Genomic DNA, 14,447 nt, shown 5'->3' with positions numbered 1-14,447 from the left:
ACTGGGTTGATAGGCCAGATATGGAAGACCGGTAACGGTTGGAGTTGACTGGTACTAATAGGCCGAGGGCTTGTCCTCAGTTGCTCGCGTCCACTGTAAACGCCCGGTTACATTTCGAACCCGGAAGCTAAGCCTTTCAGCGCCGATGGTACTGCAGAGGGGACTCTGTGGGAGAGTAGGACGCCGCCGAACAATCTTTCAAGGACCCTTGGTCCCAGCGTTCACGCTGGGACCAAGGGTCCTTTTTGTTTTGCCGAAGCGCGCCGAAGTCGTCGGTGCGTCAGAATGAATGCAGTACCGAAGACAGGAGTCACGTCGATGTCCACCAACTCTTCCGACGATCGTTCGGAGCGCCGGCCGCAGCGGCGCGATGACGGTGACCGCGGTGGTTTCCGGCGTGACGGCCGGGGGCCGCGTCGTGACAACGACCGTGGTGGCCGCCCGGCCGGCGCTGGCGGTTACGCGGGCCGCGACAGCCGCGGTGGCGACCGTGGGGGCTTCCGTCGCGATGACCGGCCTTCGGGCGGTGACCGCGGCGGGTTCCGGCGTGACGACAGCCGTGGTGGTGATCGTCCGGCGTTCCGTCGTGACGACCGGCCTTCCGGTGGTGACCGTGGGGGTCGTCCCGGTGGCGGTTACGGCGGTGGTTCCGGGCGGGATGACCGTGGTGGGTTCCGTCGGGATGACCGTCGGGATGACCGTGGGGGCGACCGTGGTGGCTTCCGCCGCGACGACCGCCGTGACGACCGTGGCGGTGACCGCGGTGGGTTCCGGCGTGATGACAGCCGTGGTGGTGACCGTCCGGCGTTCCGTCGTGACGACCGGCCTTCCGGTGGTGACCGCGGTGGGTTCCGTCGTGACGAGCGGCCTTCGGGCGGCGACCGCGGAGGCTTCCGTCGTGATGACCGGCCTTCGGGCGGTGACCGTGGCGGGTTCCGGCGCGATGATCGTGGTGGTGATCGTCCGGCGTTCCGTCGCGACGACCGGCCTTCCGGCGGCGACCGTGGTGGGTTCCGTGGGGGCGACCGTCGGGATGATCGGCCGCGTGGGCCGCGTCGTGAGGATGACCGTGGGGGTCGTCCCGGTGGCGGTTACGGCGGTGGTTCCGGTGGGCGGGATGACCGTGGTGGGTTCCGTCGGGATGACCGCCGTGACGACCGTGGCGGTGACCGCGGTGGGTTCCGGCGTGATGACAGCCGTGGTGGTGATCGTCCGGCGTTCCGTCGTGACGACCGGCCTTCCGGTGGTGACCGTGGCGGGTTCCGTCGTGATGACCGGCCTTCCGGTGGTGACCGTGGCGGGTTCCGTCGTGATGACCGGCCTTCGGGCGGCGACCGTGGCGGGTTCCGTCAGGACGACCGGCCGCGTGGGCCGCGTCGTGAGGATGACCGTGGGGGGCGTCCCGGTGGCGGTTACGGCGGTGGTTCCGGTGGGCGGGACGATCGTGGTGGGTTCCGTCGGGATGACCGTCGGGATGACCGCGGGGGCGACCGTGGTGGCTTCCGCCGTGACGACCGCCGTGACGACCGTGGCGGTGACCGCGGTGGGTTCCGTGGGGGCGACCGCAGGGATGACCGCGGTAGTGACCGGGGTGGGTTCCGGCGGGACGACCGGGGCGATGACGGCGGTGGGTTCCGGCGGGATGACGACCGGGGGCGTCGGCCGTACGGGGCCGGTCGTGGGCGGGATGACCGTCGGGACGATCGACGGGATGACCGGCGGGACCGGGACCGGGAGCCGATCAGGCGGCTGCCGATTCCGGAGGACGTCACCGGTGAGGAGATCGACAAGGATGTGCGGCAGGAGCTGCTGAGCCTGCCGAAGACGCTTGCCGAGGACGTTGCCAGGAACCTGGTGATGGTGGCGAAGCTGCTGGACGAGGACCCGGAGCAGGCGTACGGGTACTCGCGGGTGGCGTTGCGGCTGGCGTCCAGGGTCGCGGCGGTGCGTGAGGCCGCGGGCTTCGCGGCGTACGCGGTGGGCAAGTACAGCGAGGCGCTGGCCGAGTTCCGGGCGGCGCGGCGGATGACCGGCAGCGTGGAGCTGTGGCCCGTCATGGCGGACTGTGAGCGCGGGCTGGGCCGGCCGGAGAAGGCGATGGCGATGGCCGGCGAGCCCGAGGTGAAGCGGCTGGACAAGGCCGGACAGGTCGAGATGCGGCTGGTCGCGGCCGGTGCCCGTCGGGACATGGGCCAGGCGGACGCGGCGGTCGTGACGTTGCAGAGCCCCGAGCTCGCGTCGAGCGCCGTCCACCCGTGGACCGCGCGACTGCGGTACGCGTACGCGGACGCGCTGCTGGAGGTCGGGCGCGAGGGCGAGGCCCGCGACTGGTTCGCCAAGGCGCTGGAGGCCGACCAGAACGGTACGACGGATGCCTCGGACCGGCTTGCGGAGCTGGACGGGGTGGAGTTCACCGACGTGCTGGAAGGCGCGGAAGAGGCTGATGAGGCCGACGCCGCGGAGGAGGCCGGTACCGCCGACGAGGCGGGTAAGGCCGTTGAGGCGCTCAAGGCTGATGCGGGTGCCGATGCGGACGGTGGCGAGGCTTCGGGTGAGTCCGTCGCGTCGGCCGGTGCGGGTGCCGATGACGTGACCGATGAGGTCGTCGTCGAGGACACGGATGCCGATCAGGTCCGCGAGGAGAAGCGTCCTGAGAAGGGCTGAGTGCCTGCGGCCGTGCTCGGTGCGGTGAGATGACGGAGGGCGGGATCCCGAGGGGGTCCCGCCCTCCGCCGTTTGGGGACGCGTTGGGTGGTGGGGGCGAGGGGACGGGATGAGCCGGTGGTGTGGCCGGGGTCTGGGGCGCTGGAGGGGGACGGCCGTCCGCTGGTTGTTGTGTGGCCGGGGCGGTTGCGGAGGGGGAGGGTGAACTCATCGGCGGATATGACGTATTGGCGGGTGGTGGCCGGTGCCCGGTGCCCAGGAAGGGGCCGTGGTCCGGTTCAGTGCACGTCGTCGTCCAGGGTGCGCAGGATGAGGCCGGTGGCGGGTTTGGGGCCGAAGGAGGTGGACTTCCGCGGCATCGTCACGCCCTGTTCGGCGAGTTGGCGGACCGTTTCTTCGGACGTGGCGCGCATCAGGACGGCCGTACCGCCGTGCCGGGCGGCCTGTTCGACGGCGGCCTCGGTGTGGTGCAGATAGCTGATGTCCGAGGGGTGGTCGGGGATCTGCCAGACCGCGTCCAGCAGGACGGAGTGCAGCACGGTGGCGTCCAGCTGCTGCCATGCCTTGGGCCGGTCCCGGCGGACCGTCCGGTTCAGCAGTTCCGGATCGGGCCGGTCCAGGAGGTGGAAGGAGTCCGGGCCGCCGGAGAGCACGAAGGCGTTGCCCGGCGTCTCCGCCAGCGCCGCGAGGGCGGCCGGCAGCTCGCCCGGCAGCGGCCGGACCCGGAACGCGCCCGCCAGGCCGGCCAGCGCCTTGGCCGGCGGCAGATGGGGCAGTACGCGGTGGATGGCGCGGACCTGGAGGGGGTAGCGGGCGGTGTCGACCAGCAGGACCAGGCCGGACGCCCACGGTGACGCGGACGAGGCGTCGGCCTGCTGCTCGTACAGCCGGTGGTAGGTCGCCCAGCGGTGGTGCCCGTCGGCGATCAGGGCCCGCCGGCGGGCGAGGTCGCTGTCGATGGCCGCGAGGTCGCCGGGGTCGGTGACGGCCCATAGGCGGTGCGCGAAGCCGTCGTCGGTGGTGGTGGCGAGCAGGGGTGTGCGGTGCACGGTGCGCTCGATGACGGCGGTGGCGCCGGTCGCGGTGCCCTGGCCGCGGAACGAGAGCAGCAGCGGCTCGAAGTTGGCGGCCGCCGCCCGCATCAGGGCGGCGCGGTCCTCGACCACCTCGGGGATGACGTCCTCGTGCGGCAGTACCGGCCCGTCCAGGCGCAGCGCGCCGATCAGCCCGCGTTGCAGCACATCGCCGCTGCGCTGCTCGTAGACGTAGAGCGCGGGTTCGGGGTCCGGGGTCAGGACGCCTTCTTCGCGCCAGCGGCGGAGGGTGTCGGCGGCCTGGCGGTGGCGGGCGGCGGGGTCCGCGGCCTGCGGGAGGATCAGCCGGACGATGTTGTACGGGTCGGCCGTCTCCAGGTGGCGTACGCCGTCGGGCCGGACCACGACGTCATAGGGGGGTGAGGTGACGGCGGTGAGGCTGCTGACGCGGTCCGGGGCGTAGCGCAGTCCGCGGAAGGGGAGGAGGCGGAGGCCGTCGGTACAGGTCATTGGAGAATGCTAAGCCGCTTGTCCGGTGAGGGATGATCGAGGGACAGCCAGTGTGTGGCTGGAAATATCCGTGTGCGCGAGGCGGCCGAGGGCGGGCCGCGGGGCGCGGGAAGCGGCAGCCGCGAGAACGACGGTTCGTACGGGTGCCGGTGTGTGTGAGGAGCGAGACGGCATGAGTGAGCAGGTTCGCGAACGGCCCGGTGGGTGTGAGCGCGCGCTGAGCGAGGCGTACGACACGGCGCTGCTGGATCTGGACGGGGTCGTCTACCAGGGCGGACACGCCGTCGAGCATGCCGTGGAGTCGCTGGCCGCGGCGCGGGACGGCGGTATGCACCTCGCCTATGTGACCAACAACGCGGCCAGGACCCCGCAGACGGTCGCGAGCCAGCTCACCGGTTTCGGGCTGCCGACCGGGCCGGCGGACGTGATCACTTCGGCGCAGGCGGTGGCCCGGCTGATCTCCGAGCAGGTGCCGCCCGGCGCCCGGGTGCTGGCCGTCGGCGGTGAGGGACTGCTGGTGGCGCTGCGCGAGCGCGGGCTGGAACCCGTCGGTTCCGTGGACGACGACCCGGCGGCCGTGGTGCAGGGCTTCGACCCCGCGGTGGACTGGCGGCAGCTGGCGGAGGCCGCGTACGCGGTGCAGCGCGGGGTGCCGTGGTTCGCGTCCAACACCGATCTGACCATCCCCCGGGAGGGCGGGATAGCTCCGGGCAACGGTGCGTTGGTGGAGGTGGTGCGGATCGCCGCGGGCGGGGCGCCGCAGGTGGCGGGGAAGCCGCAGCCGCCGATGCACCGGGAGACGGTGCTGCGGACCGGTGCGAAGCGGCCGCTGGTGGTCGGGGACCGGCTCGATACGGACATCGAGGGCGCTTACAACGGTGCGGTCGACTCGCTGCTGGTGCTCACCGGAGTCACCACCGCGGCGGAGCTGCTGGCGGCCCCGCCGCAGCACCGGCCCACCTACGTGGACGCCGACCTGCGCGGGATACTGGGGCCGCAGCCGGCCGTGAGCGCGGCGGACGGCGGTTTCCGGTGCGGCGGCTGGACGGCCGCGCTGAGCGGTGGCGCGCTCGTCCTGGACGGCGACGGTGCCCCGCTGGACGGGCTGCGGGCGCTGTGCGCGGCGGCCTGGACCGCGGCGGGGCACGGCAGTTGCGCGGCGGACGCGGGGAAGGCGCTGGCCCGTATCGGGAAGTGAGTGAAGGGCCCGGCGAGCTGCCAGGCCCTTCGGTGGCGCGCGTCGGCCGGGCGGGCGGTGCGCGCCACGTCGGACGGACGGCCCCGTGCGCTGCTCGGGTTGCGGTGCGCGGGGCCGTCGTGGTGGTGGTGCCGGTGTGGTCCGGTGCCGGCGTCGGCGGGTCAGTCCTGGTCGGCCGGCGCCGCGCCCGCCGTCAGTTCCGCGAGCAGGTCCTCCTCGGTGGCGCCGCGGCGCCAGTATCCGGTGAACTTGACGGCCCGGCGGTCCATCCCGCGCTCGCCGACGAGATGCCGGCGCACCGCCTTGACGGTCCCGGCCTCGCCCGCGATCCAGGCGTACGGCGTGCCCTCGGGCAGTTCGGCGGCGCGCAGCGCGTCGAGCACCGGCGTACCCCCGGCCGTGGTCGCGGTGTCCGTGACGATCCAGGTGATGTCGGCGTCGGCGAGGGTGGGCAGGGGCTGCCGGGCGTCCTCGTGGGCGACCTCCAGCCAGACCTTGGCGCGGGTGCCGGGGGAGAGCCAGGACAGGATGCCGGCCACGGCGGGCAGCGCCGTCTCGTCGCCGGTGAGCAGAACCCAGTCGGTGCCGGCCGGCGGCCGGAAGTCGACGCCGCCGTTGTCCTCGACGGCGGGGCCGAGTAGGGACACCCGGTCGCCGGGCCGGGCGTGCGCCGCCCAGTGGCCGGCCGGTCCGGCCGCCGGGGCACCGGCCGCGTCCCCGGTGCCGTGCAGCACGAAGTCGACGTCGAACTCCCGTGACGCGGGGCGCTGTTCCCGGATCGTGTAGGTGCGCATCACCGCGCGCTCGGCCGGATCCTGCGCCCGCCAGGCGGTGAACCAGTCGTCGCCGGTGTCGTCGAGGACCGGCACGTCCTGGTGGGGCCGGGGGAGGAAGAGCTTGAAGCGCTGGTCACGGCCGCCGGAGGCCAGTTCGGCGAGGTGTTCGCCGCCGAAGGTGATCCGGACCATGGAGGTGCTCAGCCGCCGGGTGCGGACGACGCGCACATCGAAGAAGCGGAAGGGGGCGGTGGCGGGTACGGCGGTCGTGGTCATACGGGGAACCTCCCGGAACCGTGCTGCGGCTGGTCGGTGGCGGATGTGGCGGCGCGGGGTGCGCTTCGGGGTGTGGGCGTGGTGCGGGGGCCGTGCGCCGCGGTGGATCGCGGTCGTGCGCCGTGCGGACGGCGGTCCACCGCAGTCGTACGTCAGCTGACCTTCTTCGCGTTCTCGACGGCCTTGGCGAGGGCCTCGATCAGCGGGGCCGAGCCCGCGTACGAGAAGCGCGGTTCGCTCGACCAGGGGGTGATCTGGCCGGACTTGACGGCGGGCAGCTTGGCCCAGGACGGCTTGGCGGCCAGGTCCTTGGGCTGGAGGGTGGCGGTGCGGCTGTCGAGCATCAGCACGTCGGCCTGGTACTTGTCGGCGTTCTCCCAGCTCAGGCTCTCGAAGTAGCCGCCCTTGTCCAGGTGGTCGGGGACGATCAGGTCCACGCCGAGGGACTTGTAGTACATGAGGTCGGCGCTGATGCCGGGGTTGGAGGCGTAGAAGAGGTCCGGACTGCCGGAGCAGGCCAGCACCTTGACCCGATGGGACGCGGCGGCCTTGCGCAGCGATTCCGACGCCTTCTCGAAGCGGGCCTTGGCGTCGGTGACCTGCTTGGCCTTCAGGTCGGCGCCGAGTGACCGCGCCAGCTCCGCGTACCGCTCGATGATCTTGACGAGCGGTACCCGGGAGGAGGTGAGGGCGACGCTCTTGGCGAGCTGGGTGATTTTGTCCTTGCTGTCGTCCGGTACGAACCACAGGGCGCCCGGTTCGTACATGTTGGTGACCAGCAGATCGGGGCTGAGGCCCGCGTACTTCTCGACGTTGAACTGGTTGTAGGCGTTGCCGATGATGGTGACCTTGTCGACGTCGAGGCCGCCCGCCTGCGGGTCGGCCGTGCCGTCCTTGAGCTTGGTCGGGCCGAAGACGCCGACTATCTGGTCGTCGATGCCGAAGTCGTGCAGCGCGGCCGCGGTGCCGGTGAAGGCGACGATGCGCTGCGGCACGTTCTTGAGGGAGACCGTGACCTTGCGGTCGTCGGTGAAGGACCAGGCGCCGTTCTTCGCGCCGCTCTTGGCGTCCCCCGAGCTCTTGTCGCCGCCGCATGCGGCGAGCAGGGCGCCGATGCCGAGGGCGCCGCCCGCGGCCAGGATGCCGCGACGGGTCGGAGTAACGCTTCGGGGGGTGCTCATGGTGGTGGTGCTTCTCTCTGACGCGGTCGTGCCGATACGGACTTGCCGGTCCGTTTTGAGGGTAGGCTAACCTAACTTTCGTGTTGGTTGACAGTCCCCCCGAAGCAGCGGCGGCCCCGGCCCCCGTGGCCCCCGCGGCACCACGACCGCGGCACCTCACGCGCTCCGCGGGGCTGCTCGCCGCCGTGGCCGTGCTGGCCGTCATCACCGTGCTCGGCATAGCCGTTGGCGCCAAGCAGGTACCCCTCGACCAGGTGTGGCACGGGCTGTTCCACTACTCCGGTTCCGATACCGATGTGGTCGTCCGCGATGTGCGCCTCCCGCGCACCCTCCTCGGACTGATCGTCGGCGCCGCCCTCGGCCTGGCCGGTACGGTCATGCAGGCCCTGACCCGAAACCCCCTCGCGGACCCCGGAGTTCTCGGCGTCAACGCGGGCGCCTCGGCCGCGGTCGTCTCCGCCATCAGCTTCCTCGGCGTCACCTCGCTCACCGGCTATGTGTGGTTCGCCTTCGCCGGCGCCGCGGTGGTCTCCGTCGCGGTCTACGTCCTCGGCGGCACCCGCAACGCCACGCCCGTACGGCTCGCCCTGGCCGGCACCGCGCTGACCGCCGTCCTCGTCGGCTACATCAACGCCGTCAACCTCATGGACACCGCAGCGCTGGACAAGATGCGCTTCTGGACGGTCGGTTCGCTGGCCGCCGCCACCATGGAAACGGTCACCGGGATCGCGCCGTTCCTGGCGGTGGGCGCCGTCCTCGCGCTGCTGATCGCCCGGCCGCTGAACGCCGTCGCGCTCGGCGACGACCAGGCGAAGGCGCTGGGCGCCCGGCTGACCCGTACCCGGGTGCTGTCGATGGCCGCCGTCACGCTGCTGTGCGGCGGGGCGACCGCCGTCTGCGGCCCGATCGTCTACGTCGGCCTGATGGTGCCGCATGCCGTACGGGCCGTCACCGGACCCGATATGCGCTGGATCCTGCCGTACTCCGCGGTGCTCTCGCCGGTCCTGCTGCTCGGCGCGGACATCCTCGGCCGGGTCGTGGCCCGGCCCGGCGAGCTCCAGGTCGGCATCGTCACGGCCGTCATCGGCGGACCGGTCTTCATCTACCTCGTACGGCGCCGGAGGATGTCCCAGCTGTGATCTCGCCCGTGAAGCCCGAGCAGGGCACGAAGTCCGCGGCCGGCGGCGGCCGCGGGGGCGCCGCGGCGCCCGGCGCGCGGCCCGAACGGTCCGGTACACCCGACAGGCCCGGCAAGAGGGCTCCCGGCAAGCGGCCGCTGGCTGCGCGTCGGCGGGTGCTGCCGGTCCGCACCCCGGGCGGGCTCTCGCTGCGGCTGGATGTACGCGCCGTCCTCGTCGGCCTGCTGCTGCTGGCCGTGGCGCTGGCGGCGGGCATCGTGCTGATCGGCTCGGGCGACTACCCGATGACGCCGGCCGAGGTGGTCGGCACGCTGACCGGCGGCGGCACCGCCGGCCAGGAGTTCATCGTCCGCGACCTGCGGCTGCCGCGCGTCCTGGTGGGACTGCTGGTCGGCGCCGCGTTCGGGATCGCCGGCGCCGTCTTCCAGACCGTCTCGCGCAACCCGCTGGGCAGCCCCGATGTCCTCGGCTTCGGCCAGGGCTCGGCGGTCGGCGCGCTGACGGTCATCGTCTACTTCCAGGGCGGGCCCTTCGCGGTCGCCGCCGGTGCGGTCGTCGGCGGGGTGGTCACCGGCGCCGCCATCTTCCTGCTCGCCTGGAAACGGGGTATCCACGGCTACCGCTTCGTCCTCGTCGGCATCGGCGCCGCCGCGATGCTCTACGCCCTCGTGCTCTACCTCATGACCAAGGCGAACATCGTCGAGGCGACCCGGGCCACCATCTGGATGACCGGTTCGCTCAACGGCCGGGGCTGGGACCAGGTCTGGCCGCTGGCCGCCGTCTGCGCCGTCCTCGTCCCGCTGGTGCTCTGCTACGGGCGTCCGCTGCGGATGCTGGAGATGGGCGACGACGCCGCGTACGCGCTCGGCGTACGGGTCGACCGGGTCCGCGGTATCGCGCTGCCGGCCGCCGTCCTGCTCGTCGCCTCGGCCACCGCGGCGGCCGGCCCGATCTCCTTCGTGGCGCTCACCGCACCGCAGCTGGTCCGGCGGCTGACCCGTTCGCCCGGCCCCAACCCGCTGCCGTCCGCCCTGATGGGCGCCGCGCTGCTGGTCGCCGCGGACTGGTCCGCACAGCGGCTCTTCGGCGCCGACCAGCTCCCGGTCGGTGTGCTGACCGGTGTCCTCGGCGGCGGCTATCTGCTGTGGCTGCTGGCCACCGAGCGCAGGGCCGGACGGGTGTGAGGGACATGACGGACGCGACGGACGTGACGGACGTGACGGATAAGACGGAGCGCGCGGACGGGGCGGACGGGGCGAATCCGGTGAGGGCCGCGGCGGCTTCGGCGGGCGAGTTCCGGACGGCCACGGACGGGGCCGGGTCCACGGCTGCCGCCACGGCCACCGGCCCGCCCGCGGCGGCGGATACCGGCCGGACCTCGGCGAACCGGCGGGAAACGGGCGGGCCGCGCCCCGTACGCCGGACCACAGCAACGACACGACGAACCCCAGGAGCGCTGAAGTGAGCCGTCTCACGGCCGAGAACGTCACCCTCGCCTACGACCAGCGGGTCATCGCCGAGAATCTCTCGGTCGCCATCCCCGACCGCTCTTTCACGGTCATCGTCGGCCCGAACGCCTGCGGCAAGTCCACGCTGCTGCGCGCGCTGTCCCGGATGCTCAAGCCGACCGCGGGGTCGGTCCTGCTGGACGGCTCGGTCATCTCCTCGCTCCCGGCCAAGAAGGTCGCCCGGACGCTGGGGCTGCTGCCGCAGTCCTCGATCGCCCCGGACGGGATCACCGTGTCCGACCTGGTGGCCCGGGGCCGCTATCCGCACCAGGGCCTGTTGCGCCAGTGGTCGGGCGAGGACGAGCGGATCGTCCGGGAGTCGATGGCCGCGACCGGCGTCGGCGAACTGGCCGACCGCTACGTCGACGAACTCTCGGGCGGGCAGCGGCAGCGGGTGTGGATCGCGATGGCGCTGGCCCAGCAGACGCCGCTGCTCCTCCTGGACGAGCCGACGACATATCTGGACATCCAGCACCAGATAGAGGTGCTCGACCTGTGCGCGGAACTGCACGAGGAACAGGGCCGCACGCTCGTCGCCGTACTGCACGACCTCAACCACGCCGCCCGTTACGCGACTCATCTCATCGCCATGAAGGACGGTGCCGTCATCGCCGAGGGCGCGCCCTCGGACATCGTCACGGCGGAGCTCGTGGGACAGGTCTTCGGGCTCGGCTGCCAGGTCATCGACGACCCGGAGACCGGCACCCCGCTGATCATCCCCGCGGCCCGCAAGCCCCGTAAGGGCGGGGGCGCGGGAGACCGGGGCAGCTCCGTGGCGGGTGGCGCGCCTGGAGTGGGTGGTGGCGGGCCCGGGGCGGGCGAGACGGCGGCGGGTGTGGTCGCTGTGGACGGTGTCGAGGGCGGGGGTGGCGCGGCGGCCGGGGCTATGGGGACCGGCGGTGCGTCCGGTGCGGGCTCCGGGGACCGGGCCGCGGCTGCGACGTCGGCGGTGTGACGTGGGTGGTCTGATGCAGGCGATGTGATGCAGGTGGTGTGACGCAGGTTGTCTGATTCCGGCGGTGGGGGCGGCTGGTGTGGCCTTGTCGGTGCGGCCTCGGTGGGTCGGGGGCGGTGAGGCCGCGGGGCGATGGGCTGCCCCGGAGCGGCGACCGGGCGGAGCGGTGATGGACCGGCAGAGCGGCTACGGGGCCGGGCAGCGCAGCTACGACCCGGCAGCGCCCGGCGGCCTGACCCCGGCGGCCACCGCGCCGGGAACCACGAGACGCACCACGGTGGGAACCGTGACGGTAACCACGACAGCAGCAACCACGGCGGCGACCACAGGCGACTACAGCAGCGTCCTGAGGCGCAGCAGGTCGCGCAGGCCGGCCTCCAGTTTGACGCGGCCGGTGCCCCACGCCTTCGCGAAGTTGAGCCGGCCGTCGACCAGCGCGATCAGATCGTCCCCGGCCATCGACAGCCTGATCTCGGCCTTGTGCGGCGGCGGGCCGGGGACGCTCGTCAGGTCCTGGACGGTGCCGTCGGCCAGGCGCCCGAGGAAGGTGACGTCCAGGTCCGTGATGCGGCAGCTGAGCGAGCGGTCGAGTGCGGCGGCGCTGCGGACGCTGCCGTCCGCCGCGGACAGGTTCTGGGCCAGCCGGTCGAGCGCGGCGCGGCACTGGTCGAGGGTTGCCATCAGGAGCGACGATACGCCAGGTCGCGGGCGGCCCGTTCGTCGTCGACGGGGTACTTCGCGGTAGCGTCTGGAGCATGCAAGAGCCGACGTCCGGCCCGGAGCCGGAGGCACCCACGGGCACCGAAACCGCGGTCGCCGAGTCCGCCGGGCCTGCCGGATCGACCGAGTCCTCCCGGCCCGCCGAGCCCGCGGGGCCGCGGCCGCTGGGAGTCGGGATCACCCCGGCCGGCGACGCCGCGGTCGACGACCGGCTGCGCCGTCTCGCCGACGCCGACCGCCTCGCCGTGAGCGGGCACCTCCAGGTGTACGAGGATGTGCACCGTGGGCTGCGCGACGTGCTGGCCGCCCTCGACCAGCACCCCGGACCGCCCGCGCCTTCCGCGACGGCGCCCGGCACGAAAATGTCCGGCACGACGACGCCCGGCACGACGACGCACGACAACAGGAGCTGAACCACAGGTGGCAGGAGTGGCACGACGCCGACTCGACGCGGAGCTGGTGCGCCGCAAGCTGGCCCGCTCGCGCGAGCACGCGAGCCAGCTGATCGCCGCGCGACGGGTGACCGTCGGCGGGGTGACCGCGACCAAACCGGCCACCCAGGTGGAGACCAGCGCGGCCGTGGTCGTCCGCGCGGACGAGAGCGCCCCCGACTACGTCTCACGCGGCGGCCACAAGCTCGCCGGCGCGTTCGCCGCCTTCGTCCCGCTCGGCCTGGAGATCGCGGGCCGGCGGGCGCTGGACGCGGGCGCCTCGACCGGCGGTTTCACCGACGTCCTGCTGCGGGCCGGCGCCGGCCATGTCGTGGCCGTCGACGTCGGCTACGGACAGCTCGCCTGGTCCCTCCAGAGCGACGACCGGGTCACCGTGAAGGACCGCACCAACGTACGCGAACTGACGCTCGAACAGATCGACTCGGTGCCCGTCGATCTCGTCGTCGGCGATCTCTCCTTCATCCCGCTGGGGCTCGTGCTGCCGGCGCTCGTCGGCTGCGCGGCGCCCGACGCGGATCTGGTGCTGATGGTCAAGCCGCAGTTCGAGGTGGGCAGGGAACGGCTGGGCAGCGGCGGGGTGGTGCGCAGCCCCGAGCTGCGGGCCGAGGCGGTGCGCGCCGTCGCGGGCCGGGCGGCCGAACTGGGTCTCGGTGTTCTTGGCGTGACCGCGAGCCCGCTGCCTGGACCTTCCGGGAATGTCGAGTACTTTCTGTGGCTGCGCGCCGGGGCGCCTGCACTCGACCCGGCGGATGTCGACCGTGCAGTGGCGGAGGGGCCTCGTTGACCACTACCCAGGCAGTTGAAGGCAGCGCAGCACACGAGAAGGGCGGCGCGGCGCGGACCGTGTTCCTGCTCGCGCACACCGGCCGCCCGGCGGCCATCCGCAGCGCCGAACGCGTCGTCCAGGGGCTGCTGCGCAACGGGATCGGGGTGCGCGTGCTGGCGGAGGAGGCCGCGGACCTGCCGCTGCCGCCGTCGGTCGAACTGGTCGCGTCGGAGCAGCGGGCGGCCGAGGGCTGCGAACTGCTGGTCGTGCTCGGCGGGGACGGCACCCTGCTGCGCGGCGCGGACTTCGCCCGGACCTCCGGGGTGCCGATGCTCGGCGTCAACCTCGGCCGGGTCGGCTTCCTGGCGGAGGCCGAACGCGACGATCTGGACAAGGTCGTCGACCGGGTCGTGACCCGCACCTACGAGGTCGAGGAGCGGATGACGCTCGATGTCCTCGTCCGGAACAACGGCAACATCGTGCACACCGACTGGGCGCTGAACGAGGCGTCGGTCGAGAAGGCCGCGCGGGAGCGGATGCTGGAGGTCGTCACCGAGGTCGACGGCCGGCCCGTCTCGCGCTTCGGCGGCGACGGGGTGGTCTGTGCGACGCCGACCGGCTCGACCGCGTACGCCTTCTCGGCGGGCGGACCGGTGGTCTGGCCCGAGGTCGAGGCCCTGCTGATGGTCCCGATCAGCGCCCACGCGCTGTTCGCCAAGCCGCTGGTGACCTCGCCGCATTCGGTGCTGGCGGTCGAGGTCCAGCCCAAGACCCCGCACGGGGTGCTCTGGTGCGACGGCCGCCGGAGCGTGGAACTTCCGGCCGGCGCACGGGTCGAGGTACGGCGCGGCGCCGTACCCGTACGCCTCGCTCGGCTGCATCATGCCTCCTTCACGGATCGTCTGGTCGCCAAGTTCGCCCTCCCGGTGGCGGGGTGGCGGGGCGCACCGCACTAGCGGTGCCGCAGTAGCGGTGCCGCAGTAGCGGTGCCGCAGTAGCGGTGCCGCCGGTCTCCGCCGTGTAGGAGGAGGGGGACGAGGCAGGGTCCGCGGAGGCAGCGCAGCGGAGTGAGGACCGTGCCGGAAGTCCGGCGGCCCCGCTCCCGGCGCCGTGACCGTCCCACTCGCCGCCCGGCAGTCGGGGGGACACCGTCCGTGCCGGTCGCCGCGCCCACGCGCTCCGGTGGTGGCGCAGCGGCCACGGTCGCGGTGAACGGTGCCGCCCCGGCCGTCCCCGCACGCGGGCCGGTGGCCGCGCGCCGTCGCCCA

11 protein-coding genes, 2 pseudogenes and 1 other annotated feature are annotated in these 14,447 nt (G+C 72.9%); of the genes and pseudogenes, 9 read left to right on the top strand and 4 right to left on the bottom strand.

From position 1 onward, the window contains the following. Positions 1-192, top strand: a sequence feature (most likely nonfunctional fraction of RNA operon). A 501-nt stretch (positions 193-693) separates the two neighbouring features. Further along, positions 694-1,467 (top strand): annotated as a pseudogene (locus tag IH09_RS40565) (hypothetical protein); the annotation flags it as partial. 327 nt (positions 1,468-1,794) lie between these two features. Next, on the top strand, positions 1,795-2,664 hold the full coding sequence (locus tag IH09_RS08515) for a tetratricopeptide repeat protein (RefSeq protein WP_052855489.1): 870 nt from the start codon (positions 1,795-1,797) through the stop codon (positions 2,662-2,664). A gap of 278 nt (positions 2,665-2,942) precedes the next feature. On the opposite strand, the gene IH09_RS08510 is transcribed toward IH09_RS08515, so the two are convergent. Further along, positions 2,943-4,208, bottom strand: coding sequence for a DUF1015 family protein (locus IH09_RS08510; RefSeq protein WP_052855488.1), 1,266 nt, complete (start codon positions 4,206-4,208; stop codon positions 2,943-2,945). A gap of 172 nt (positions 4,209-4,380) precedes the next feature. Between IH09_RS08510 and IH09_RS08505 the strand changes: the two genes are divergently transcribed. Continuing rightward, the gene (locus IH09_RS08505) at positions 4,381-5,406 is read left to right on the top strand and encodes an HAD-IIA family hydrolase (RefSeq protein WP_052855487.1); all 1,026 of its coding nucleotides are present in this window, start codon (positions 4,381-4,383) and stop codon (positions 5,404-5,406) included. A 161-nt stretch (positions 5,407-5,567) separates the two neighbouring features. On the opposite strand, the gene IH09_RS08500 is transcribed toward IH09_RS08505, so the two are convergent. Together IH09_RS08500 and IH09_RS08495 are read right to left on the bottom strand one after the other, a co-directional pair. After that, positions 5,568-6,458, bottom strand: a complete 891-nt coding sequence (locus IH09_RS08500; protein WP_052855486.1) for a siderophore-interacting protein — start codon at positions 6,456-6,458, stop codon at positions 5,568-5,570. 152 nt (positions 6,459-6,610) lie between these two features. Next, positions 6,611-7,639 (bottom strand): ABC transporter substrate-binding protein, encoded by a 1,029-nt coding sequence (locus IH09_RS08495; RefSeq protein ID WP_052855485.1) that lies wholly within the window; start codon positions 7,637-7,639, stop codon positions 6,611-6,613. 80 nt (positions 7,640-7,719) lie between these two features. Between IH09_RS08495 and IH09_RS08490 the strand changes: the two genes are divergently transcribed. The 3 genes and pseudogenes from IH09_RS08490 to IH09_RS08480 all read left to right on the top strand — a co-directional run. Beyond that, positions 7,720-8,778, top strand: coding sequence for a FecCD family ABC transporter permease (locus IH09_RS08490; protein ID WP_172451111.1), 1,059 nt, complete (start codon positions 7,720-7,722; stop codon positions 8,776-8,778). 137 nt (positions 8,779-8,915) lie between these two features. Continuing rightward, positions 8,916-9,962 carry a FecCD family ABC transporter permease gene (locus tag IH09_RS08485; protein WP_052855509.1) on the top strand — a complete coding sequence of 349 codons (1,047 nt, stop codon included), beginning with the start codon at positions 8,916-8,918 and terminating at the stop codon, positions 9,960-9,962. Between the two features lie 277 nt (positions 9,963-10,239). Continuing rightward, a pseudogene (locus tag IH09_RS08480) lies at positions 10,240-11,040 on the top strand (ABC transporter ATP-binding protein); the annotation flags it as partial. A 534-nt stretch (positions 11,041-11,574) separates the two neighbouring features. On the opposite strand, the gene IH09_RS08475 reads toward IH09_RS08480, so the two are convergent. Beyond that, positions 11,575-11,922, bottom strand: coding sequence for an SCP2 sterol-binding domain-containing protein (locus tag IH09_RS08475; protein WP_052855483.1), 348 nt, complete (start codon positions 11,920-11,922; stop codon positions 11,575-11,577). A 74-nt stretch (positions 11,923-11,996) separates the two neighbouring features. On the opposite strand from IH09_RS08475, the gene IH09_RS08470 reads away from it, so the two are divergent. The 3 genes from IH09_RS08470 to IH09_RS08460 are packed head-to-tail and all read left to right on the top strand — an operon-like array spanning position 11,997 to position 14,135. Then, positions 11,997-12,374, top strand: a complete 378-nt coding sequence (locus IH09_RS08470; protein ID WP_052855482.1) for a hypothetical protein — start codon at positions 11,997-11,999, stop codon at positions 12,372-12,374. Between the two features lie 7 nt (positions 12,375-12,381). Beyond that, positions 12,382-13,197 (top strand): TlyA family RNA methyltransferase, encoded by an 816-nt coding sequence (locus IH09_RS08465; RefSeq protein WP_052855481.1) that lies wholly within the window; start codon positions 12,382-12,384, stop codon positions 13,195-13,197. 59 nt (positions 13,198-13,256) lie between these two features. Continuing rightward, positions 13,257-14,135: an NAD kinase gene (locus tag IH09_RS08460; protein WP_052855480.1), complete on the top strand. Its 879-nt coding sequence runs from the start codon at positions 13,257-13,259 to the stop codon at positions 14,133-14,135. Positions 14,136-14,447 lie beyond the last annotated feature (312 nt).

The sequence above is a fragment of the Streptomyces celluloflavus genome (genome assembly GCA_000720995.1).
GTDB lineage: Bacteria > Actinomycetota > Actinomycetes > Streptomycetales > Streptomycetaceae > Streptomyces > Streptomyces celluloflavus.
The sequence above is the reverse complement of the archived record's forward strand: the minus strand, read 5'-3'. Positions and strand labels throughout refer to the sequence as shown.

Coding starts and splice junctions, on each gene's coding strand:
- IH09_RS08505 (WP_052855487.1), top strand. CDS start 4,381: ATGAGTGAGCAGGTTCGCGAACGGCCCGGTGGGTGTGAGCGCGCGCTG.
- IH09_RS08475 (WP_052855483.1), bottom strand. CDS start 11,922: ATGGCAACCCTCGACCAGTGCCGCGCCGCGCTCGACCGGCTGGCCCAG.
- IH09_RS08495 (WP_052855485.1), bottom strand. CDS start 7,639: ATGAGCACCCCCCGAAGCGTTACTCCGACCCGTCGCGGCATCCTGGCC.
- IH09_RS08500 (WP_052855486.1), bottom strand. CDS start 6,458: ATGACCACGACCGCCGTACCCGCCACCGCCCCCTTCCGCTTCTTCGAT.
- IH09_RS08470 (WP_052855482.1), top strand. CDS start 11,997: ATGCAAGAGCCGACGTCCGGCCCGGAGCCGGAGGCACCCACGGGCACC.
- IH09_RS08510 (WP_052855488.1), bottom strand. CDS start 4,208: ATGACCTGTACCGACGGCCTCCGCCTCCTCCCCTTCCGCGGACTGCGC.